General features: G+C 74.0%; 19 protein-coding genes. 5 read left to right on the forward strand and 14 right to left on the reverse strand.

Annotated features, from left to right (window positions below; genetic code table 11):
- Positions 1-6: 6 nt before the first annotated feature.
- The 4 genes from ABGA99_RS16990 to ABGA99_RS17005 all read right to left on the reverse strand — a co-directional run bounded on the left by ABGA99_RS16990 (position 7) and on the right by ABGA99_RS17005 (position 3551).
- Positions 7-1026: a phosphotransferase family protein gene (locus ABGA99_RS16990; protein ID WP_347578697.1), complete on the reverse strand. Its 1020-nt coding sequence runs from the start codon at positions 1024-1026 to the stop codon at positions 7-9.
- Between the two features lie 315 nt (positions 1027-1341).
- Positions 1342-2265, reverse strand: coding sequence for an MBL fold metallo-hydrolase (locus tag ABGA99_RS16995; protein ID WP_347578789.1), 924 nt, complete (start codon positions 2263-2265; stop codon positions 1342-1344).
- Between the two features lie 582 nt (positions 2266-2847).
- Complete coding sequence (locus ABGA99_RS17000; RefSeq protein WP_347578696.1) at positions 2848-3156, reverse strand: DUF202 domain-containing protein; 309 nt, start codon at positions 3154-3156, stop codon at positions 2848-2850.
- On the reverse strand, positions 3153-3551 hold the full coding sequence (locus ABGA99_RS17005) for a DUF202 domain-containing protein (protein WP_018837424.1): 399 nt from the start codon (positions 3549-3551) through the stop codon (positions 3153-3155). Before ABGA99_RS17005 ends, ABGA99_RS17000 begins: the two co-directional genes overlap by 4 nt.
- Before the next feature lie 152 nt (positions 3552-3703).
- Between ABGA99_RS17005 and ABGA99_RS17010 the strand changes: the two genes are divergently transcribed.
- A complete protein-coding gene (locus ABGA99_RS17010; protein WP_347578695.1) occupies positions 3704-5359 on the forward strand; it encodes an FAD-binding dehydrogenase in 1656 nt (551 codons plus the stop codon).
- A 24-nt stretch (positions 5360-5383) separates the two neighbouring features.
- Here the strand turns inward: ABGA99_RS17010 and ABGA99_RS17015 are convergent, their stop codons facing one another.
- Positions 5384-6595, reverse strand: coding sequence for an MFS transporter (locus ABGA99_RS17015; RefSeq protein ID WP_347578694.1), 1212 nt, complete (start codon positions 6593-6595; stop codon positions 5384-5386).
- Positions 6596-6823: 228 nt separating this feature from the next.
- On the opposite strand from ABGA99_RS17015, the gene ABGA99_RS17020 reads away from it, so the two are divergent.
- Complete coding sequence (locus ABGA99_RS17020) at positions 6824-8044, forward strand: sialidase family protein (RefSeq protein ID WP_347578693.1); 1221 nt, start codon at positions 6824-6826, stop codon at positions 8042-8044.
- Positions 8045-8439: 395 nt separating this feature from the next.
- Positions 8440-9450 (forward strand): BTAD domain-containing putative transcriptional regulator, encoded by a 1011-nt coding sequence (locus tag ABGA99_RS17025; RefSeq protein ID WP_347578692.1) that lies wholly within the window; start codon positions 8440-8442, stop codon positions 9448-9450.
- On the opposite strand, the gene ABGA99_RS17030 is transcribed toward ABGA99_RS17025, so the two are convergent.
- The 8 genes from ABGA99_RS17030 to ABGA99_RS17065 form a co-directional block, all read right to left on the reverse strand.
- Positions 9353-10282, reverse strand: coding sequence for a dihydrodipicolinate synthase family protein (locus tag ABGA99_RS17030; RefSeq protein ID WP_347578691.1), 930 nt, complete (start codon positions 10280-10282; stop codon positions 9353-9355). The genes ABGA99_RS17025 and ABGA99_RS17030 overlap by 98 nt on opposite strands.
- Positions 10279-11418, reverse strand: coding sequence for an ABC transporter ATP-binding protein (locus ABGA99_RS17035; protein WP_347578690.1), 1140 nt, complete (start codon positions 11416-11418; stop codon positions 10279-10281). Before ABGA99_RS17035 ends, ABGA99_RS17030 begins: the two co-directional genes overlap by 4 nt.
- On the reverse strand, positions 11415-13433 hold the full coding sequence (locus tag ABGA99_RS17040; RefSeq protein ID WP_347578689.1) for a dipeptide/oligopeptide/nickel ABC transporter permease/ATP-binding protein: 2019 nt from the start codon (positions 13431-13433) through the stop codon (positions 11415-11417). Before ABGA99_RS17040 ends, ABGA99_RS17035 begins: the two co-directional genes overlap by 4 nt.
- A complete protein-coding gene (locus tag ABGA99_RS17045) occupies positions 13433-14392 on the reverse strand; it encodes an ABC transporter permease (protein ID WP_347578688.1) in 960 nt (319 codons plus the stop codon). The genes ABGA99_RS17040 and ABGA99_RS17045 overlap by 1 nt, the downstream gene beginning before the upstream one ends.
- A 41-nt stretch (positions 14393-14433) precedes the next feature.
- Complete coding sequence (locus ABGA99_RS17050) at positions 14434-16065, reverse strand: ABC transporter substrate-binding protein (RefSeq protein WP_347578687.1); 1632 nt, start codon at positions 16063-16065, stop codon at positions 14434-14436.
- Positions 16066-16224: 159 nt separating this feature from the next.
- On the reverse strand, positions 16225-16542 hold the full coding sequence (locus ABGA99_RS17055) for a hypothetical protein (protein WP_347578686.1): 318 nt from the start codon (positions 16540-16542) through the stop codon (positions 16225-16227).
- On the reverse strand, positions 16539-17228 hold the full coding sequence (locus ABGA99_RS17060) for a nucleotidyltransferase domain-containing protein (RefSeq protein WP_347578685.1): 690 nt from the start codon (positions 17226-17228) through the stop codon (positions 16539-16541). The genes ABGA99_RS17055 and ABGA99_RS17060 overlap by 4 nt, the downstream gene beginning before the upstream one ends.
- 67 nt (positions 17229-17295) lie before the next feature.
- Positions 17296-18219, reverse strand: a complete 924-nt coding sequence (locus ABGA99_RS17065) for an LLM class F420-dependent oxidoreductase (RefSeq protein ID WP_347578684.1) — start codon at positions 18217-18219, stop codon at positions 17296-17298.
- A 102-nt stretch (positions 18220-18321) separates the two neighbouring features.
- Here ABGA99_RS17065 and ABGA99_RS17070 point away from each other — a divergent pair, with 102 nt between their 5' ends.
- Positions 18322-18741 (forward strand): hypothetical protein, encoded by a 420-nt coding sequence (locus ABGA99_RS17070; protein ID WP_347578683.1) that lies wholly within the window; start codon positions 18322-18324, stop codon positions 18739-18741.
- 20 nt (positions 18742-18761) lie between these two features.
- On the opposite strand, the gene ABGA99_RS17075 is transcribed toward ABGA99_RS17070, so the two are convergent.
- The gene (locus tag ABGA99_RS17075; protein WP_347578682.1) at positions 18762-19949 is read right to left on the reverse strand and encodes an acetyl-CoA C-acyltransferase; all 1188 of its coding nucleotides are present in this window, start codon (positions 19947-19949) and stop codon (positions 18762-18764) included.
- A 168-nt stretch (positions 19950-20117) separates the two neighbouring features.
- Here ABGA99_RS17075 and ABGA99_RS17080 point away from each other — a divergent pair, with 168 nt between their 5' ends.
- Positions 20118-21860, forward strand: coding sequence for a pyruvate dehydrogenase (locus ABGA99_RS17080; RefSeq protein ID WP_347578681.1), 1743 nt, complete (start codon positions 20118-20120; stop codon positions 21858-21860).
- The last annotated feature ends 47 nt before the right edge of the window (positions 21861-21907 follow it).

A 21907-nucleotide genomic window follows, 5' to 3' on the forward strand; every position in this document is an offset into this window, starting at 1 on the left:
GGCCGGTCAGCCTTCCTGCAGAGCGGTGCGGCCGCCCGCGATGAAGCGGGGCACGAGCTCGCCGATGCGGTCGAAGCCGGCGCCGACGGTCCGGCCGAGCGTGAAGCGGTAGTGGATGCCCTCCAGGATCACGGCGAGCTTGAAGTACGCGAAGGCCGTGTACCAGGCGACGCGGGAGACGTCCCGGCCGGACCGCTCGGCGTAGCGGGCGACGAGCTCGGCGGCGGTCGGGTGTCCCGGGGCGTCGGCGGTGGTGGCGATGGGGGAGTCGGCGCCGGCGGGGGTGCTGTACATGGCCAGCAGGCCGAGGTCCGTGAGCGGGTCGCCGAGCGTCGACATCTCCCAGTCCAGGACGGCGGTCACGGTGCCGGCGGCGTCGACGAGGACGTTGTCGAGGCGGTAGTCGCCGTGGACGACGACGGGCACGGCGGCCGGCGGTAGATCGCGGGCGAGGGCGTCGTGGAGCTCGTCGATGCCGGGCAGCTCGCGGCTGCGGGAGGCGTCGAGCTGCTTGCCCCATCGGCGGAGTTGGCGCTCCAGGAAGCCGTCGGGGCGGCCGAAGTCGCCGAGGCCGACGGCGGCGGGGTCGACGGCGTGCAGGCGGACCAGGGTGTCGACGAGGCCGTCGGTCACGGCGCGGGTGCGCGCGGGGCCGAGCGGCGCCAGTTGCCCGGCCGTGCGGTACACGGTGCCGGGGACGAACTCCATGACGTAGAAGGGGGCGCCGAGTACGGCCTCGTCGGAGCAGAGCAGCAGCGTCCGCGGTACGGGGACGGGGGTGGGGTGCAGGGCGGTGAGCACGCGGTGCTCGCGGGCCATGTCGTGTGCGGTGGCGAGGACATGGCCGAGCGGGGGCCGGCGGACGACCCAGCGGCCGGTGCCGTCGGTGACGTCGTAGGTGAGGTTGGACCGGCCGCCCTCGATGAGCCGGGCGCGGAGCCCGCCGCGGACGAGCCCGGGGAGCTGCGCGTCGAGGTGGCGGCGCAGCGCGTCCGGGTCGAGGCCGGGCGGGTGGTCGTCGCTCATACGGGTTCCCTCCGGGGGCGGCGGTCGACGGGCCCGGAGGCACGGACCCGGCCCCCCATAATGCCGACCGGTCGGTATGTCGTCCAGGGCGCGGCGCCCGGGACCGCCCGCGCGCCGCCGGCGGGGCCACGCGACGGCACGGCACGACCGGCGACCGGGGTACGTGCCGGTCCCGGGTGAGCCACCGGCGGGGCCGGAACGGCCGCGGACCGGGCCGTGCACGCCGAGCCCTGCGCGACGCCTCCGACCGCACACGTGCCCCCCGGCGCCCCGAAGCCCTCCGCCCCGCCCGCCCCGCCGCGCGTGCCGCAGGCGCTACGCATGACAGGGCATCATCTCACCGCCGTTCAGCGCCGCCATGTCCGCGAAGTACTCCGCCGCGTCCAGCGGATGGCCCTCCGGCTCGCCCGCCAGCTCGCTGTACGCCCGGTGCAGGTTCGCCACCAGCCGCTCCGGCTCCCGTAGCTCCGCGAACGCCTCCGGGTCGGCCGCCCGCGCCGTCTCCAGCGGCGTCCGGCCCGCCGCGCGGCCCTGCGCGGCCAGTTCGCCGACGTAGCGCAGATACCGCTCCACCGCGTCGAACACCCCCGCGTCCGTCACCGGACCGTGCCCCGGCACCACCGTCTCCGCGCCCAGCGACCGCAGCCGCTCCAGCGCCCGCAGCGACCCCCCGAGCGAGCCGAACGCGACGAACGGCGTCCCGCCGCACAGCGCTATGTCCCCGGCGAACACCACCCGCTGCTCCGGCAGCCACACCACGGTGTCGCCCACCGTGTGCGCGGGGCCCGGGTGCAGCAGCCGCACCTCCCTGCCGCCGGCGGTCAGCGTCATCGACTCGGTGTACGTCATGTCCGGAGCCGTCAGCCGCACGTCCCCGTACTCCACCTCCGGCCACACCAGCTCCAGATGGCGCCCCGCGGCGAGCACCTGCTGCCGGCACGCGGCGTGGCCGACGACCGTGGCGGGCGCGAAGACGCTGTTGCCGTACGTGTGGTCGCCGTGGTGGTGGGTGTTGACCACGAGCGCCGGGTCCGGCGCCCCGCTGGCCAGGACCGCCTCGCGCAGCAGCCGTGCCCGGGGCTCGGTGGCGGCGGTGTCGACGAGCAGCGTCGTCGTGCCGTCGCTGACGAAGCCCGCGTTGCTCAGGCACCAGCCGCCGTCCGGCTGGACGTAGGCGTGCACGCCGGTGGCGAGCTGCACGCAGTACGGCGTGCGGGCGGCGTCGACCGCGCGGTCCACGATCTGCTCCGGGGTGCCCTCGATGCCGACCGCCGCCCCGTGCTCGTCGGGCGCCAGCGGTTCGAGCGCCGCGAACTGGGCGTCCAGCACGTCGTGCGGCACGAACAGCTCCTTGCGCTCGGCCAGCCGTGCGTCGACGAGTCGCCGCGAGCCGTCGAGGTGCAGGAAGTACAGCCCCGGCACGGCCGCCGCGAGCCGGTCGCGGTCACGGCGGCGCAGCGCGGGCCGGCTGACGACGCCGCCGCTCGCGGCCCGCCTGCGCAGCCAGCCGGCGACGGCTTCGTGGGGCGGTTCGCCGAACGCGCCGGTGAGACCGGCCTCCCGGCCGATGTCGGCGCCGTCCGCGTACGGCACGTTCAGCCGCTCGGCCAGCTCCCGGCCCACCGTGGTCTTGCCGCAGCCGGACACCCCCATCACGACGATCAGCGGCACGGTGACGGCCATGCGCATGTCCCCCTCAAGGCAACTCCTGCCCGCGCTGCGGTGCTGCCTGCGAGCTTAGGACCACGCACCGGCACGGACGGCGGCCCACCGGCGACCGGTGAGCGGACGCGGGGCGTACGGACGGCCGCCGCGGGGGCCTCAGATGAGCAGCACGGCCGCGGACGTCGCCGACGCCACCAGGCACAGGCCCGCGCCCAGCGCGAGCCCCGGGGCCATCGCCGCCGGTGCGGCGGCGGCCAGTTGGTTTATCCGCCGCTGACCCACCACCAGGAAGACCAGCCACGTGCACAGTGCCAGCGACAGCCCGGCGTACCCGCCCGCCGAGCCGCCCTCGACGACCACCCGCCGTATCTCCAGCACCACCACGACCGCGAACGCCAGCGTCGTACGCCGCCACGCGAGCCGCGTCCGCTCCGGCTGCGCCGCGGGGTCCCGGGCGTCGCTCACCGCCTGGTCCCCACCAGCACCGCCACGATCAGCGCGACCGCCGCCACCGCCGTGCCCACGGCGAGCAGCCCGGGGAAGCGGGACTCCGGCAGGTCCTCGCCGCGGCGCATCGCGCGCTCGCAGCGGATCCAGTGGTTGACGGCCCGTACCGCGCAGACCGCGCCGCCCACGAGCAGCACCGCGGCGATGGCGGTACGGATGGGGCGGGCCATCTCGTCGAGGAACTGGTCCGCGGCGATGCCGCCGCCGACGAGCGCCAGCGCGGTCCGTACCCAGGCGAGGAACGTCCGCTCGTTGGCGAGCGAGAAGCGGTAGTCCGGCGTGCGGCCCTCGGCGCGCAGCCGCCGGGGCGAGAACCACAGCCGCACGGCGGACGGACGTTCGGGGTCGCTCACGGCCTCGACCCTAACCGAACGCCCCCGCCCACCTCGCGGCCGACCCGCCCCCGCCCGCGGGCGGGGAAAGTGTCCGGCGTCCGGCGGTTGACGGGCGGGCGCCCAGTCAACAGGATCTGAACCCACCGGTAACCTTCGAAGGGGCGGCAGCCATGGTCTACGACGCCGACGTCATCGTGATCGGAGCGGGGCTCGCCGGCCTCGCCGCGACCGCGGAGCTGGCCGACGCCGGACGCAAGGTCATCCTGCTGGACCAGGAGCCGGAGCAGGCGCTCGGCGGCCAGGCGCACTGGTCCTTCGGCGGCCTGTTCTTCGTCGGCTCGCCCGAGCAGCGCCGCATGCGCATCCGCGACAGCCGCGAGCTGGCCTGGCAGGACTGGCTCGGCACCGCCGGATTCGACCGGGCCGAGGACCACTGGCCGCGCAAGTGGGCCGAGGCGTACGTCGACTTCGCCGCCGGCGAGAAGCGCGCCTGGCTGCGCGCCATGGGCATGTCGTTCTTCCCGGTCGTCGGCTGGGCCGAGCGCGGCGGCTACGACGCGGAGGGCCACGGCAACTCCGTACCCCGCTTCCACATCACCTGGGGCACGGGACCCGGCGTCGTCGCCCCCTTCGAGCGGCGGGTGCGCGAGGCCGCCGAACTCGGCCGCGTCGACATGCGCTTCCGGCACCGCGTCACCGGCCTGGCCCGCAGCGGCGGCACCGTCGACACCGTCAGCGGCGAGATCCTCGAACCCAGCGACGCCCCGCGGGGCACCGCCAGCGGCCGGGAGGCGGCCGACACCTTCGAACTGCGTGCCCAGGCGGTGATCATCACCTCCGGCGGCATCGGCGGCAACCACGACCTCGTCCGCGCCCACTGGCCCGAGCGCCTCGGCACCCCGCCGGAAAAGCTGCTCTCCGGCGTCCCCGCACACGTCGACGGGCTGCTGCTCGACGTCGCCGGGGCCGCCGGCGGCCGGCTGATCAACCGCGACCGGATGTGGCACTACACCGAGGGCATCGAGAACTGGAACCCCATCTGGGCCCGGCACGGCATCCGCATCCTGCCGGGACCCTCGTCGCTGTGGCTGGACGCGACCGGCCGTCGGCTGCCCGTGCCGCTGTTCCCGGGCTTCGACACGCTCGGCACGCTGGAGCACATCATGAAGTCGGGCCACGGCTACACCTGGTTCGTCCTCAGCCAGAAGGTCATCGAGAAGGAGTTCACGCTCTCCGGCAGCGAGCAGAACCCGGACCTGACCGGCAAGAGTGTGCGCGACGTGCTCGGCCGGGCCGGTTCCGGGGCGCCGGGGCCCGTGCAGGCGTTCATGGACAACGGCGCCGACTTCATCGTCGAACGCGACCTCGGCACCCTCGTCCGCCGGATGAACGAGCTGACCGGCGACAAGCTCATCGACGAGGACGCGCTGCGCCGCACGCTCACCGCCCGCGACCGCGAGATCGACAACGCCTACACCAAGGACATGCAGATCACCGCACTGCGCGGCGCCCGCAACTTCCTCGGCGACAAGCTCATCCGCGTCGCCTCCCCGCACCGCTTCCTGGACCCGAAGAACGGCCCGCTCATCGCCGTACGGCTGAACATCCTCACCCGCAAGTCCCTCGGCGGGCTGGAGACCGACCTGTCGTCGCGGGTGCTCGCCGAGGGCGGGGAGCCGCTGCCGGGTGTGTACGCGGCCGGGGAGGCCGCCGGCTTCGGCGGGGGCGGCGTCCACGGGTACCGCTCGCTGGAGGGCACCTTCCTCGGCGGGTGCCTCTTCTCCGGCCGCGCCGCGGGCCGCGCGGCGGCGAAGGCGGTGGGCTGACGGCTCGTACGGGCCGCGCGTCCCTTACGTCTCCGTGCCCGGCGCGGGTGCCGGATCCGGTACGGCGCCGGGCGCCTTGGCCCTCGTCTCCGAGCGCCGCCCGCGCAGCAGTCCCGCGCCCGCGATGAGCCCGGTGGCCAGCACCGTCACCAGCCCGAACGACATGGTCAGCGACGTCGCGTCGGCGACCTGCCCGATCGCGGCCGGGGCGATCAGCCCCGAGGCGTACATGATCGTCGCCACCCCCGCGATCGCCTGGCTCGGCGCGTTGGCGGACCGGGCCGCCGCCGCGAAGACCACCGGCACGACGACCGCGATGCCCAGCCCCAGCAGCCCGAACCCGGCCATCGCCTGCGCCGCGGCGGAGGAGGTGACGATGAGTACCCCGCCGAGCGTCGCCAGCACCCCGCCCAGACGCACCGTGCGCACCGGGCCGAGGCGTTCGACGACCGCGTCGCCCACCAGCCGGGCCACGGCCATCGTCAGCGCGAAGCCCGTGGTGCACGCGGCGGCGAGGCCGGGGGAGGAGCCCATCTCGTCGCGCAGGTAGACCGCCGACCAGTCCAGGCTGGCGCCCTCGGCGAACACCGCGCAGAACCCGACCGCGCCGATGAGCAGCGCCGAGCGCGGCGGCAGCGCGAAGTGCGGCGGCGGCTCCTCGTCGGCGTGCGCGACGGGTGCCAGCACCCAGCGGCAGGCGAGGGCCGAGACCGCGGTGAGGACGGCGGCGGCGATCGCGAAGTGCACCCGGCCGTCCAGCTCGGTGTGCGCGGCGACGGTGCCGGCCGCGGAGCCGGCGAGTGCGCCGCCGCTCCACATGCCGTGCAGCCCGGACATGATCGAGCGGCCGAGCCGCTGTTCGACGTCGACGCCGAGGGCGTTCATCGCGACATCCGCCATGCCGGCCGTCGCGCCGTACACGAACAGGCCCGCGCAGAGCGTCGCGAGCCCGGGCGCGAGGGCCGGCAGCACCAGTGCGAGACACCACAGGACCATCAGCCCGCGCAGCGCGCGGCGGGCGCCGAAGGTGTGGCTGATCCGGCCGGCGAGCGGCATCGCGGTGGCGGCGCCGAGCGCGGGCATGGCGAGTGCGAGGCCGAGCTGCCCGGCGCTGATCCCGGCGTGGTCCTGCACCCAGGGGACCCGGGTGGCGAAGCTGCCGGTGACCGCGCCGTGCGCGGCGAACACCGCCGCGACGGCGTACCGTGCCCGCCGTATCTCGCCCGTGCTCGCCACCCGGCCTCCTCCGTCCGCCTGTTGAGCCCCTTCGGTGCACGGGCCCGCGGGTGCGTTCCCCTGTCCAACCAGCTCGATTCCCGCACACGATCGCATACGAACGCCCGGGGGCCCGCGCGTTGGTGCGATCTTTCCCGCCGTCCCGGGTCTTGCCTCGCGCCGCCGCGCCCTCTACGTTTTGCGATCAGACATCCCACCTCCTACGTCCCATGACTTCGGAGTCGCCGCATGCGTACCTCGACCAGCCTCCTGTTCCTCTCCGCGACCGCCCTCCTCGGCACCCTGGCCGTGGGCCCCGGCACGGCCGCGGCCGACGCCGGAGCCACGGCGTCCGGCAAGGCCAGCTGCACATCCTCGGTCCCCTACAGATCCGGTGAGGGCGGCTACGCCACCTACCGCATCCCCGCCACCGTGAAGACCGGCGGGGGCTCCCTCCTCGCCTTCGCCGAGGGCCGCGTGGGCGGTGCCGGGGACACCGGCAACATCGACGTCGTCGTCCGCCGCTCCGAGGACGGCGGCTGCACCTGGGGCCCGATGTCCGTCGTGGCCGCCGGCGGCGGCGACACCCGTGGCAACCCGGCGCCCGTCGTCGACCCGAAGACCGGCGACCTGGTGCTCGTCACCTCGTACAACAGCGGCAAGGTCACCGAGGCGCAGATCATGCGCGGCGAGGTCACCGCCGAGCAGAGCCGGCGGGTCTTCGTACAGCGCTCCACCGACGACGGCCGCACCTTCGACGCGCCGCGGGAGATCACCGCCGACGTCAAGCTGCCCCAGTGGCGCTGGTACGCGACCGGTCCCGGCCACGCCGTCGCCCTCAAGCACGGCCCGAACCGCGGCCGGCTCGTCATCCCGTCCAACCACTCCACCTCCCCGCCGGCCGGCTCCGCCGACACCGGGCAGGAGGCCAAGTACTACGGCGCCCACGCCCTCTACAGCGACGACGGGGGCCGCACCTGGAAGACGGGCTTCATCGACGACCAGTACGAGGGCGAGATCAACAGCAACGAGAACATCGCCGCCGAACTGCCCGACGGCCGCCTGTACTTCAGCACCCGCGACCAGAACGGCACCGCCGCGGGCAACCGCCTCGACTCCTACTCCAGCGACGGCGGCACGAGCCTCGACCGGCCGTACCGGGTGCAGCCGGACCTGAACGAGGTGCCCGTCGTCCAGGCGAGCGTGCTGCAGCCCGTCGGGCGGCACGCGCCGCTGCTCTTCTCCGGGCCCTCGAACCCGACCAAGCGGGAGAAGATGGCCGTCTGGCGCAGCGACGACGCCGGGCGCAACTTCACCAAGGTGACGACACTGTCGCAGCAGCCGGCGGCGTACTCGGACCTGGTGCAGGTCAACGGCCAGACGATCGGGGTCCTGTACGAGACGGGGACGGCCGGGTCGTACGAGACCATCGAGTTCCGCCGCCTGGACCTGCGGGACCTCGACGGCTGACGGCGCCGGACGGCGCGGTGCGCCGGCTGACGGCGGTGCCTGACGGCCGGTCGGCCGTGTGCCGCTCGACCGCCGCCGGTGCGCCGGGACTTCCCCGGCGCACCGGCGGCGGCGGGCGCGACCTAAAATTCCCCCCGTGGTGGCGATAGGCGTCCTCGGCCCGCTCGCCGCCGATGTCGACGGCGCGCCCGCCGAACCCGGCGGCCCGCGCCAGCGTGCCGTCCTCGCGCTGCTGCTGACCGCGCGGGGCTCGACGCTCTCCGCGGACCGGATGATCGACGACCTGTGGAACGGCGCACCGCCGCCGCGCGCGGGCCTCGCTCCAGGCGTACGTCTCCCACCTCCGGCGCGGACTGGAACCCGGCCGCTCCCGCCGCGCCCCGGCCCGGCTGCTGGTGAGCACCCCGCCGGGCTACGCCTGCCACCTGCCGGAAGAGGCCGTGGACGCCTGGCGGTTCGAGCGGGCGCTCACCCGGGCGCGCGGCCTCCTCGCGGCGGACCCGGGGCGGGCCCGTACCCAGACGGCGGCGGCGCTGCGGCTGTGGCGCGGCGAGGCGTACGCGGAGTTCGCCGGCGCGCCCTGGGCGGCGGCCGAGGCCGCCCGCCTGACCGGGCTGCGCCTGACCGCCCGCGAAACCCACGTGGCGGCGACGCTCCGCCTGGGCCGCCCCGCGGAGGCGGTGGCGGAGGCGGAGGCGCTGACCCGCGAGGAGCCGCTGCGGGAGGAGGGCCGGCGGCTGCTGGTCCTGGCCCTGTGGCCGGACGGGCGCCAGGCCGACGCCCTGGCGGCACTGCGCCGGGTCCGCCGGAGCCTGCGGGAGGACCTGGGGATCGGCCCGGGCCCGGAACTGACGGCCCTGGAAGAGGCCATCCTGAACCGCCGCTGGGACGCCCTCCGGGACAAGGCCCGGGGCGGCCCGCCACCGGCAGGTGCCCCGGCCGCGGGCACCGAGGGGCCTGAACCCCCGGGCCCCGGGCCTGCGGTGGGCCGGGCGGGGTCCTTGCGGGGTGCGGACTCTGCGTCGGTGGGTGCGCGGTGGCCGGGGACGTCGCAGGTCGAGGGGGTCCGGCCGGGCGGCCGGGAAACGGCCGTGGGCCCCGAACTCCCGGCTTCCGGGCCCGCGGTGGGCCCGTCGCCGTCGTCGCCGCCGCTGTGCGGCGCGCGGCCCCGGGGCCCCGGAGGCCGCCGCGCGGAGCGGCGGCAGGGGGCGGATTCCCGTCGGCGGCGGGAAGTGAGACCGGCGGGAGGGGCACCGGGGCATCCCCCGGGCCCCGCCCCTCCCGCCCGCGTACGGCGCCGGAGCCCCGTCAGCGCAGCCCCGCCGCGGCGAGGTGCTTCTCCACCCGCCGTACTTCCTCGGCGTCCAGCGGGATCTGCGGCAGCATCGTCGCCGGGCACTCGATGACCCCGCGCAGATGCAGGGCCGCCTTGAAGGCGCCGAGCGCCGACGAGCTCATGCCCATCCGCGCCGGGTCGCCGCTGCCGACCATCGCGAAGAGCGCGAGCAGCCGCTCCTGTTCGGCGCGGGCCGCCTCCCAGTCGCCCTCCTGCGCGCTGCGGTACAGCCGTACGTAGCCGTGCGGGTCGACGTTGCCCAGGCCCGGGACGACGCCGTGGGCGCCCATCGCCAGCGCGCTGTCCACCATCGTCTCGGAGCCGGTCAGCGCGGAGAAGCCGGCGACCTTGTCCCGTACCCCGACGATGACGCGGCGCAGCCCCGTCTCGTCGCCGCTGGAGTCCTTCAGCCCGGCCAGCACCCCGTCGGCGGCGAGCCGGAGCACCAGGTCGTGGCCGAGCTTGGTGTGCACCGACGCCGGCAGATCGTAGGCGTAGACGGGCGCGCCGGTGCGGCCGGCGACCTCGCGGTAGTGCCGGTCGATCTCCGCCGGGTGGGTGCGGGTGTAGAACGGCGCGGTGACGACGAGCGCGTCCGCGCCGGCGTCGAGCGCGCTGCGGGCGTGGTCGAGCACCCGCGGTGTCGTCATGTCGATCGCGCCGGCGAGCACGGGCAGCTGGCCGCCGACGTGCCGTACCACCGTGTCCACCACGGCCCTGCGCTGCTCGTCCCTGAGGTAGGCGGCCTCCGAGGACGAGCCGAGCACGAAGAGTCCGTCGACGCCCCCCGTCACGAGGTGGTCCACCAGCCTGATCAGCGAGGCGGTGTCCACCTCGGCGTCCGGCGTCAGGGGGGTGCAGACGGGCGGTACGACGCCGGTCAGGTGGGTGGGACGGGTCATGCGTTCTCCTTCGCTTGGATCACGAGATCACGGGTGCTCTCCCCGGCGGCCACCGGATGGTGGCAGCGGAACCGGTGGGCCTGCGCCGCCTGCGTGACCTCCGGCATGGCCGCGGCGCACTCCGCCGTGGCCTTCCAGCACCGGGTACGGAACGGGCAGCCGCTCGGCGGCCGGGTCGCCGACGGCACGGGGCCGACGAGCGGGATCGGGTCGATGGGGTCGAGGAGCCCCGGCGTCGCCGAGAACAGCGCCCGCGTGTAGGGGTGCCGGGCGGTGTCCGTGCTCTTCTCCGCCGGGGAGTCGTTGCCGGAGCCCAGCGCCACCGCAGGCGCCTCCTCCACGATCCTGCCCAGGTACATGGTGATGACGCGGTCGCTCATCCGCCGCACCGTCTGGATGTCGTGCGAGACGAACACCAGCGCCAGGTTCAGCCGCTCCTTCAGATCCAGCAGCAGGTTGAGGATCTGGGCGCGTACGGACACGTCGAGGGCCGACGTCGGCTCGTCGGCCACCACCAGGTCCGGCTCCAGCGCCAGGGCGCGGGCGATGGCCACCCGCTGCCGCTGCCCGCCGGACAACTGGCCCGGCAGGGCGTCCGCGAGGACCGGCGGGAGGCCGACGAGGGCCATCAGCTCCCGGACCCGCTCCGCGCGCTGCGCGGCCGTGCCGCGGCGGTGCACGTCGAGCGGGTCGCGGAGGATCTGCCGGATCGGCAGCCGCCGGTTGAGGGCGGTCGACGGGTCCTGGAAGATCATGCCCGTGCCCGTGCCGATCGCCGCACGCCGCTCGCCGCCGTCCATCTTCCAGATGTCGCGGCCCCGGAACTCCACCGTGCCGGCCGTCGGCGCCTGCACCCCGACCAGCACCTTCGCCAGCGTGGACTTGCCGCAGCCGGACTCGCCGACCACGCCGACCGTCTCGCCGGCCGCGATCGTCAGGTCCGCGCCGGTCAGCGCGTACACCCGGTCGCGGGCGAACAGCCCGCCGGTGCGCGCCCGGTGCACCACGTGTGCGTCCCGCACGGTGATCAGCGCCGGCGCCGCACCGCCGCCCCCGGCCGGTGAACCGCCCTCGATGAGGGGTTCCTTGGCGAGGTCGCCGACCGGCCCCGGGCCGCCGCTGTCCTTCGCGCTCATCGCAGCGCCTCCTTCTCCGCCTCGCCCGCGGCGGCGACCGCCGGCTCGACCGCCGGGTGGTGGCACGCCACCTCGTGCTTGCGTTCCTCGCCGACCAGTGCGGGCGCGGTGTCCAGACAGGCGCCGCCGGCCATCGGGCAGCGGTCGGCGAACCGGCAGCCGGCCGGGAAGTCGGCCGGCGAGGGCACGACGCCGCGGATCTGCGTCAGCCGCTCCTGGGCCGACTCCAGCGACAGCACCGAGCCCAGCAGCCCGCGGGTGTAGTGGTGGGCCGGCGCCTCGACGAGGTCGGCGGTGACGCCGGTCTCGACGATCTGCCCGCCGTACATGACGACCACCCGGTCGGTGACGTCGGAGATCAGCGCCAGGTCGTGGCTGACCAGGACGAGTGCGAAGCCCAGCTCCTCGCGCAGCCGCAGCAGCAGCTCGATGACCTGCGCCTGGACCGTGACGTCGAGCGCGGTGGTCGGCTCGTCGGCGACGATGAGCTTCGGGTTGCGCGACAGCGCCATGGCGATGAGCACCCGCTGCCGCTGCCCGCCGGACAGCTCGTGCGGATAGCTGCGCAGCGTACGCTCCGGGTCCAGGCCCACCAGCTCCAGCAGTTCGGTCGCGGTGCGCGCGCCGCCGCGCCGGATCAACTGCTTGAGCTGGGCACGGACCGTCATGGCCGGGTTGAGCGAGCTGAGCGCGTCCTGGTAGATCATCGCCATCTCGTGGCCGAGCAGCTTGCGGCGTACCCGCATCGGGGTGCCGATCAGCTCGCGGCCGTCGAAGACGACGCTGCCGCGGACCCGCGCGCCGTCCGGCTCCAGGCCCATCACCGTCAGCGCCGTGAGCGACTTGCCGCAGCCCGACTCACCGACGAGGCCGAGGACTTCACCGGGCCTGATGTCGAAGCTGATGCCGTCGACGATGTCCACGCCCGCGTGCCGCTGGTCGAAGCCGATGGCCAGGTCCCTGACCGCCAGCACAGGCTCGCCGCCGGGCAGCGGCCGGGCCCGTTCACGCAGCCGACGCGCTGCTTCGGCGAGCCCGGGCAGCTCCAGCACCTTGCCGGTGCCGGGCGCGGCGGCCTCGATACGGTCCTCGGCGCCGGCCTCCTTGACCGGCACGCTCTCGGCCCGCCGGGAGGCGGGCGCCGCCCAGGCGTCCGAGATGCCCTCGGAGAGGATGTTGAGCGCCAGCACGGTCAGCAGCATCAGCAGACCCGGGAAGACCGTGGCCCACCAGCCGCCGAGCAGCACCATGTTCTTGCCGTCCGCGATGACGCTGCCCCAGGACGGGTCCGGCGGGCGGACGCCCGCGCCGATGAAGGACAGCGACGCCTCGAAGACGATCGCCTCGGCGACCTGCACGGTGCAGAACACCAGGATCGGCGCGGCGCAGTTGATGGCGACGTGCTTGACGATGATGTGCGGCGTTCGGGCCCCGATGACCCGTTCCGCGGTCACGTAGTCCTCGCCGTACTGGTCCAGCACGTTGGCCCGGACGACCCGTGCGATGGGCGGCACGTACAGGAACGCGATGGCGCACACCAGCACCGGGATGCTGCCGCCGAACACGGCGACGAGCACCGCGGCCAGCGCGATCCCGGGGAAGGCCATGACGATGTCCAGGCAGCGCATGACGAGTTCGTCCACCGCCTTGCGGGAGGTGGCGGCGATCGCCCCGAGGACCGCACCGGCGATCAGCGCGAGCAGCGTGGCGCCCAGCCCGATGATCAGCGACCAGCGGGCCCCGTACATCAGCCGGCTGAGGATGTCGCGGCCGAGGCTGTCCTGCCCCATCCAGTGGTCGGCGGACGGGTGTCCGGTGCCGCCGGCCTGCGCCTGCTGGTCGAGCGGGTCGTGCGGGGCGAGCAGCGGCGCGAACACCGCGACCAGCACCACCAGGGCGATCAGACCCAGCGAGATCCGGGACGTCCAGGGCAGCCGGGCGAGCCCGCGGAGCCTGAGGCCCGGCCGGGACAGCCGCTCCGCGAGCTTCTGGCGGCCCCCGAGGGTGGCGAGCATCAGGCGGCACTCCTCAGTCGGGGGTTGACCAGCAGATAGAGGATGTCGATGACGAGGTTGACGACGACGAAGGCGACGGCGACGGTCAGCACCACGCCCTGCACGACCGCGGGGTCGCCGTTCTTCACCGCGTTGATCATCAACGTGCCCATGCCGGGCAGCGAGAAGATCGTCTCGATCACGACGGCGCCGCCGAGCAGATAGCCCACCCGCAGCCCGAGCACGGTCAGCGGGTTGACCAGCGCGTTGCGCAGCACGTTGCGGCCGACCACGACGACCGGCGGCAGCCCGCTGCCGATCGCCGTGCGCACGTAGTCCTTGTCCAGCTCCTCCACCACCGCGGTACGGACGATGCGGGTGAGCTGCGCGGCGACGTGCAGCGACAGCGCGATGGCCGGCAGCGTCATCGTCTTGAGCCAGCCCGTGAAGGAGTCGCCCGGATTGACGTACCCCCCGGAGGGGAACCACCCCCAGTCCACCGCCAGATACTGGATCAGCAGCAGCGCCACCCAGAAGGCGGGCGCGGCGACGCCGATCAGCGAGACGATGCGGATCACCTGGTCCGGGATCCGGTCGCGGTAGATCGCGGCCGTGACCCCGAAGAGCACCGACAGCACGATGGCGATGGCGAGCCCCAGGAAGGTGAGCTGCATGGTCAGGGGCAGCGCGGTGGTGACCTGGTCGATGACCGGCCGGCCGTTGAGCACGCTGAGCCCCATGTCGCCCGTGAGCAGGTCGCCCACGAAGGCGGCGTAGCGGACGAGCAGGGGGTCGTTGAGCCCGTGCTCCTCGCGGTAGTCCTCAAGCTGCTGCTCGGTGGGGTTGGCACCCTGGAAGTGCGCCACCGCCGGGTCGATGTCCGAGAAGCGCATGACGAGGAAGACGAACAGCACGATCCCGAGCATCAGCGGGACGAGCAGGGCGATGCGGCGTAGCAGCATCCTGGCGATCTGGGCCACGTACGTGAGCTCCTAGCCTTGACTGACCGTGACGTGCCGCCCTACGCGGGCTTGGCCTTGAGGAGGTTGATGCCGGGGTAGGGCTGCGGCTGGATCCCGGTGATCCTGTCGGGGTCCCAGGCGGTGACCAGCTCGGTGTGGACCACGGGGTAGATGACCGCGTTCTCGGCGACGACGTCCAGGTACTCCTGCGTCATCAGCTTCTTCTTCTCCTGGTCGGGCTCGCGCGTGGCCGCGTCCATGAGCCGGAAGAGCTGCTTGGCCTCGGGCGCCTGGGACCAGCGGGAGTAGTCCATCCAGACGTTCTCCGCCGTGTAGTTGTAACGGAGGATCAGATCGGGGTCGATGCCGAGCTGGTTGGGGTTCGAGGCGGAGGCGACGACCTGGTAGTCGGCCTTCTGGTCCAGCTTGGTGAAGAGGGCGGAGGTCTCCTGCGGGTCGAGCGTGGTCTCCACGCCGATGGCGTCCCAGGACTCCTTGATGGTCGGGATGCAGTCCGCGATCCAGCTCACGGTCGACGCCATGAGCGTGACCTTCAGCCCGCTGACCCCGGCCTCGTCCAGCAGCGCCTTGGCCTTGTCCGGGTCGTAGCCGTAGACGCTCTTGGCCTCGCGGTACGTGGGGTTGCCCTCGTCGAGGAAGGAACTGGCGGCCTTGCCGTAGCCCTTGAGGCCCGCCTCGATCATCTTGTCGGTGTCGATCGCGTAGTGCAGCGCCTGGCGCACCCGTACGTCGTCGAAGGGCTTCCGCTCGGTGTTGAAGAGCAGGAACATGTGGTTCATCCCCGCCCCGCCCTCGACGGTGAGGCCTTCCTGCTCAAGCTGCTTGACATTGGCGTACGGGATGTTGTCGGAGATCTGGGCGCCGGCGCTCTCGCCGGAGATCTTCGCGACGCGGGGGGCGGCGTCCACGATGGACAGCCAGTTCATCTTCTTGAAGTTCGCCTTGCGCGGGCCGTTGTAGTCCGCGTACGCCTCGAAGGAGGTGTTCGACAGCGGCTGGTTGGCCGTCATCCTGTACGGTCCCGAGCCGACGGTGACCTCGGGCAGGCCGGTGTCGAGGTCCTTCCAGGCACCGGCCTTGCCCAGGATGTGCTTGGGCAGGATCTTCGCCAGGGTGAGCCGGGACAGCCCGTCCGGGAAGGGGAAGGCGAGCACCAGGTCGACGGTGTCGTCCCCGGTCTTCTTGACCTCCTTCAGCCAGCCGGCGAAGAACCCGTGGGTGAGGGTCTGGGTCCCGGTGTCGAGTATCCGGTCGAAGGTGAACACCACGTCGTCGGCGGTGACCGGCTTGCCGTCGTGCCACGTCGCCCCGTCGCGCAGGGTGAACGACCAGGTGGCGGCGCCGGTGTCGGCGGGCAGCTCGGTCGCCAGCGCGGGGTAGGGCTCGCGCGTGATGGGGTCGGTGTCGAGCAGCCCCTCGAAGATGTGGTGGTTGCTGGCCACGGAGAACGCGGACGCGGTCAGCGTGGGGTCCCAGCTCTGGTCGTTGCCGTATCCGATGACGGCGGTGACGGAGTCCCCGCCGCCGCCCCCGCCGGTGTCCGAGGTCGAGTCCGGACCTCCGGAACAGGCGGCCAGCGCCGGCGCCATGACGCCGAAGGCGCTCAGCGCCCCGCCGTACTGCAGCACTCGCCGGCGGTCGACGCCCGGCTCTGGTGATACGTCGCTCACGGTGCCTCCAGGAGGGGAAAAACAGGAGATGGCGCCGCGCCCGTCCCTGTCCCGGGGATAGGCGGGGTCGTGGGAGGTCCTACGTTCTACCTCTTGGCGGTGAACATAGAAGTTGGCCGGGAGGCAGGTCAAGAGGTCGGCGACAAGCGTTATGCGGTGTCAACCCCGCCCGAGCCGGGCGCCGACGACGATCTCGCCGGGCTCCGCGCGCCCTTCCGGCGTGTCCGGCAGCGGCGTTCGGGCCCGCGCGTCGTCCCGTGCGGCGTGCAGCGCGCGTACGTCCGCGGCCGGCGGCTCGGTGCCGGGAGTGCCGGCCGCGGTGCGCCACAGGCCGTGCTCCGCGGTGGCCTTGGCGGCGACCGGGTCGCCGAGGCGCGCCGGCACCGGCCCGGTCAGCGTGGGCAGATGCGCGACGACCTCGCCCGCGCGCACGAGAGGGATACCGGTGAGGAGCACCCGAAAGGGGGCGGCCGTCATGCGGCGGGCAGGTTGCGGTGGCGGACCGAGGCGAGCCAGGACTCCACGCGGGGGTGGTCCGGGGACTCCGGGAGGGCGCTCGCGGGCAGGGCCTCGTCGAGGAGGGTGGACAGCTCCGCGGTCCACGCCGTCACCTCGTCCCAGGTCAGCTCGCCACGCCCGACCGCGAGCAACCGCTCGCGGTGCGGGCCGACGTCGACGCACAGCTCACCCGTACGCAGCAGCGCCGCCCCGCTCAGCAGCAGCCGCAGCCGGTGCACCACGTGCTTCCACCGCACCTCGCCGGTGCGCTCCCGGCGCACGCGTGCCCGGGTGAGCCGGCGGTACGCGTAGCGGCCGAACGTGCGGTGGACGTGCCGGGACAGGCACGCCGGGCTGATCTCGCGCAGTCCCGCCCCGAGCGTCGTGCAGCGCTCGACCAGCGGGGAGTGGAGCACTTCGAGCAGGTTCGGGTTCCCGTCGAGCGCGAGCGCGCAGGCGCGCTCCACCTCCCAGCTGAACTGCTCGGGCAGCGGCCCCTCCCCGTGCGGCGGCGGCTTCTCCGGCTTCCAGAACCATTCGGTCGGCGCGACGTACACCCCGCGCCGGTCGGTGTCGGACGCCGGCGTCGCCAGGCCGAAGGCGCGCGAACCCGCCACCACCGCAAGGACGGTGTGCTTCCAGGCCAGCAGTCCGCCGCGCTCCACCCGGTCATCCTCGCCGGGCCCGGGCCCTCCCGCCAGGGGTTTTACGGGCCGGGCCGCTGCCCCGCGGTCACGACACCTGCGCCAGCACCTCGGTCGCGATCAGCTCCAGGTGGTCCAGGTCCGACAGGTCGAGGATCTGGAGGTAGAAGCGCTGCGAGCCCACCGCGCCGTAGCGGCCGAGCTTGTCGACGACCTCCGCCGGGGTGCCGGCCAGGCCGTTCTCCTTCAGCTCCGGCACCTCCCTGCCGATGGCCGCCGCGCGGCGCGCCACCTCCGCGTCGTCCCTGCCGACGCAGGCGACGAGCGCGTTGGAGTACACCAGGTCGGACGGCGTCCGGCCCGCCGCCTCCGCCGCCTCGCGGACCCGGGCGAACTGCCGCTCGGTGTCCGCCGCCGAGCTGAACGGCACGTTGAACTCCGCCGCGTAGCGTGCGGCCAGCGCCGGAGTGCGCTTCGGGCCCATGCCGCCGATCAGCACCGGCAGCGGCGCCTGCACCGGCTTCGGCAGCGCGGGGGAGTCCTTCAGCTCGTAGTGCGTCCCGGAGTAGCTGAAGGTGTCACCCGTCGGCGTCCCCCACAGCCCCGTCACGATCGCGAGCTGCTCCTCCAGCCGGGCGAACTTCTCCTTCGGGAACGGGATCCCGTACGCGGTGTGCTCGTCCTCGAACCACCCCGCCCCGATGCCCATCTCGACCCGCCCGCCCGACATCTGGTCCACCTGCGCCACCTGGATGGCCAGCGGCCCCGGCAGCCGGAACGTGGCGGCGGTCATCAGTGTGCCCAGCCGGATCCGGCGGGTCTCGCGGGCCAGGCCCGCCAGCGTCACCCAGGCGTCCGTCGGCCCGGGCAGGCCGCTCACGTCGCCCATCTTCAGATAGTGGTCGGAGCGGAAGAAGGCGTCGAAGCCGAGGTCTTCGGTGGCGCGGGCCACCGTCAGGAGGGTCTCGTACGAGGCGCCCTGCTGCGGTTCTGTGAAGATGCGGAGATCCATGGGGCCATTGTGCGTCAGCCGTGCCCCGCGGCTTCCCGGGGCACGGCGGTGGTGCATAGAGTGCATCCACCGCACTGCCCGGCTTGCCGCTAGGGGGTCAGGATGACGGTCGTCTACCGCGCGCCGGAAGGGGACGGCGGACTGGAGTTCACGGTCCGGCTGACCCCCGAGGAGACCACGGCGCTGACCCGCGAGGCCCGGCTGCTCGCGGAGATCGTCGACAGCTGCCTGTGGGCCCTCGGCATGCTCCGCACGGGCGTCAACTCCCGCGACGCCGGCTCCCCGGCGCCGATCCCCGGCGACTGGTACGCCGCCCTGCGCGAGCTGGAGCGCATCGCGCCCCGGATCGAGGGCACCCGGGACGCGGTGATCCGCGCACTCGCCGAGTCCGGGGAGGGCACCGACCGGCTGGCGCACGTGATGCACACCGACGAGGAGGCGGCGTTACGGCGCCGGGCCGCCGTGCTCGGGAACCCGCCGTCGGAGTGGGAGACCTGGGCGGCCAAGGGCGCCGCGGAGTAGTCCCCGCGGTACCGCCCCGCTCAGGCCCGTTCCACCAGCACCGCCGAGCCCTGTCCCACCCCCACGCACATCGTCGCCAGCCCCCGCCGCGCGCCCGTACGCGCCATCCGGTGCAGCAGCGTCGTCAGGATCCGCGCCCCCGAGCAGCCCAGCGGGTGGCCCAGCGCGATGGCCCCGCCGTCCGGGTTGACCGTCTCGGGATCCAGCCCCAGCTCGTCCACGCACGCCAGCGACTGCGCCGCGAACGCCTCGTTGAGCTCGGCCGTCTCCAGGTCCGCCACCGACCAGCCCAGCCGGTCCAGCGCCTTGCGCGTCGCCGGCACCGGGCCGACGCCCATGACGTCGGGACGGACGCCGGCGGAGGCGCCGGCCGCGTACCGGCCGAGGGAGTCCAGGCCCAGTTCCGTCAGCGCCTCCTCGCTGACCAGCAGCAGCGCCGCCGCCCCGTCGTTCATCGGCGAGGAGTTGCCCGCGGTCACGCTGCCGCCCGCCCGGAACACCGGCTTCAGCTTCGCCAGTTGCCCGGTCGAGGTGTCCTCGCGGATGCACTCGTCCGCCGTCACCGGGCCGGCGCCGGGCCGTGCGACCGGCAGCAGCTCCGCGTCGAAGTGCCCCGCCGCCCGCGCCGCCGCGGCCCGCCGGTGGCTGCGCAGCGCGAACTCGTCCTGCCGCGCCCGCCCCACCCCGTACCGCTCGGCCACCTCCTCGGCGGTCTCGCCCATCGCGAGCAGCCCGTGCAGGTCCCCCATCCGCGGGTTGACCAGCCGCCAGCCCAGCCGGGTGTCGGCCGTGGCCATCGCCCGCGGCAGCGCCTCGTCCGGCCGGGGCAGCACGAACGGCGCGCGGCTCATCGACTCCGAGCCGCCGGCCAGCACCACGTCCGCCTCGCCGGCGGCGATGGCGCGGGCGGCGGTCGTGACGGCCTCCAGGCCGGAGGCGCAGAGCCGGTTGAGGGTGGCACCGGGGACGGACTCGGGCAGGCCGGCCAGGAGGACGGCCATGCGGGCGACGTTGCGGTTGTCCTCGCCGGCCTGGTTGGCGGCGCCCCAGTAGACGTCGTCGATACGGGCCGGGTCGAGCGCGGGCACGCCGTCGAGCAGCCCGCGGATCACCCCCGCGGCGAGGTCGTCGGGGCGTACGGCGGACAGCGAGCCGCGCAGCTTGCCGATCGGCGTGCGGCGGGCGGCGGCGAAGTGAACGGTGCGCACGGCGGGCCTCCCCATCGAAACTAGCGGCGCTAGTTTCGGACTATAGCCCGCGCGCCGGGCCCGCGGCCAGGATGCCCCGCGAAGCACCATCCGTCCTCTTCGCGGGTGATCGCTTACGATCGGACACGTTGTCCCGGACGCCCGCGACACCGATGCGAGGAGAGCGCGATGAGCAGTGCCAAGGTTGCCGACCAACTCGTGGAGGTCCTGCTCCAGTACGGCGTGAAGCGCATCTACGGCGTCGTCGGCGACAGCCTCAACCCGCTCGTCGACGCCATCCGCCGCAGCGACGGCGCCATCGAGTGGGTACACGTGCAGAACGAGGAGGCCGGTGCCTTCGCCGCCGCCGCCGAGGCACAGGTCACCGGGCAGCTCGCCGCCTGCGCCGGCTCCTGCGGTCCCGGCAACACCCACCTCATCCAGGGCCTGTTCGACGCCCAGCGCAGCGGCGCCCCCGTCCTGGCCATCGCCTCGCACATCCCGGCCACCCAGATCGGCAGCGGCTACTTCCAGGAGACCCACCCGGAGAAGCTCTTCGACCAGGCGTCCGGCTACTGCCAGATGATCTCCCAGCCCGAGCAGATGCCCCGCATCGCCCGGATCGCCGCCCAGCACGCCGTCGGCGCCAACGAGGTCGCGGTGCTCGTGCTGCCCGGCGACATCGCCGACAAGCAGGCGGCCAACCCCACGGGCCACACCGTGCCCTGCGTCCGCCCCGCCTCGATCGTCCCCGACCCGCAGACCGTGCGCGAGCTGGCCGACGCCCTCAACACGGCCGACCGCGTGGCGCTGTTCGCCGGGGCGGGCGTCCGCGGTGCGCACTCCCAGGTGATGCGGCTCGCCGAGACCGTCAAGGCGCCCGTCGGGCACACGCTGCGCGGCAAGGAGTGGATCCAGTACGACAACCCGTACGACGTCGGCATGATCGGCCTCCTCGGCTACGGCGCCTGCCACGACGCGCTGCAGGAGGCCGACCTCGTCGTCATGCTCGGCACCGACTTCCCGTACGACGCCTTCCTGCCGCAGGCCAAGACCGTCCAGATCGACATCGACGCCACCCGCCTCGGCCGCCGTACGCCCCTGGAGGTCGCCGTGCACGGCGACGTGGCCTCCACCCTGGACGCGCTGCAGCCGCAGCTGCGCGAGAAGCGCGAGCGGCGCTTCCTCGACAGCACGCTGCGCAAGCACGAGCGGTCGCTGACCAAGGTCGTCGAGGCGTACACCTCGAACGTCGACAAGCACGTCCCGATCCACCCCGAGTTCGCCGCCCGGCTGCTGGACCGACTCGCCGACGACGACGCCGTGTTCACCGTCGACACCGGTATGAACAACGTCTGGGCCGCCCGCTACCTCACGCCCAACGGCCGCCGCCGCGTCATCGGCTCGTTCACCCACGGCTCCATGGCCAACGCCCTGCCGCACGCCATCGGCGCGGCCTGCGCCGACCGCGGCCGCCAGGTCGTCTCGCTCTCCGGCGACGGCGGCCTCGGCATGCTGCTCGGCGAGCTGATCACCGTCAAGCAGCACGACCTGCCGGTCAAGACGGTGGTGTTCAACAACTCCTCGCTCGGCATGGTCAAGCTGGAGATGCTGGTCGACGGCCTGCCCGCGTACGGCACCGACCACGGCAAGGTCGACTTCTCCGCCATCGCCCGCGGCGTCGGCATCCCCGCCTGGCGGGTGGAGAAGCCCGGCGAGATCGAGGGCGCGCTGCGGGAGGCGCTGGCGGCGAAGGGCCCCGCGCTGGTCGAGCTGATCACCGACTCCAACGCGCTGTCGGTCCCCTCGCGGATCACGCTGGAGCAGGTGCGCGGCTTCGCGCTCGCCGCCGGGCGCACGGTGCTGGAGGGCGGTGTCGGCACGATGCTCGACCTGGCCCGCTCCAACCTCCGCAACATCCCCCGCCCCTGACCGCGCCACCCTTCGTGCCGTACGGGCCGGGCGCCCGCCCGGTCCGT

Origin of the sequence: Streptomyces sp. B5E4 (assembly GCF_039871555.1) — a bacterium.
Lineage (GTDB): Bacteria > Actinomycetota > Actinomycetes > Streptomycetales > Streptomycetaceae > Streptomyces.

Bases quoted from the DNA above. Each gene is read 5' to 3' on its own strand.
- ABGA99_RS16990 (WP_347578697.1), bottom strand. From the start codon at position 1,026: ATGAGCGACGACCACCCGCCCGGCCTCGACCCGGACGCGCTGCGCCGC.
- ABGA99_RS17010 (WP_347578695.1), top strand. From the start codon at position 3,704: ATGGTCTACGACGCCGACGTCATCGTGATCGGAGCGGGGCTCGCCGGC.
- ABGA99_RS17020 (WP_347578693.1), top strand. From the start codon at position 6,824: ATGCGTACCTCGACCAGCCTCCTGTTCCTCTCCGCGACCGCCCTCCTC.
- ABGA99_RS17030 (WP_347578691.1), bottom strand. From the start codon at position 10,282: ATGACCCGTCCCACCCACCTGACCGGCGTCGTACCGCCCGTCTGCACC.
- ABGA99_RS17035 (WP_347578690.1), bottom strand. From the start codon at position 11,418: ATGAGCGCGAAGGACAGCGGCGGCCCGGGGCCGGTCGGCGACCTCGCC.
- ABGA99_RS17040 (WP_347578689.1), bottom strand. From the start codon at position 13,433: ATGCTCGCCACCCTCGGGGGCCGCCAGAAGCTCGCGGAGCGGCTGTCC.
- ABGA99_RS17055 (WP_347578686.1), bottom strand. From the start codon at position 16,542: ATGACGGCCGCCCCCTTTCGGGTGCTCCTCACCGGTATCCCTCTCGTG.
- ABGA99_RS17065 (WP_347578684.1), bottom strand. From the start codon at position 18,219: ATGGATCTCCGCATCTTCACAGAACCGCAGCAGGGCGCCTCGTACGAG.
- ABGA99_RS17070 (WP_347578683.1), top strand. From the start codon at position 18,322: ATGACGGTCGTCTACCGCGCGCCGGAAGGGGACGGCGGACTGGAGTTC.
- ABGA99_RS17080 (WP_347578681.1), top strand. From the start codon at position 20,118: ATGAGCAGTGCCAAGGTTGCCGACCAACTCGTGGAGGTCCTGCTCCAG.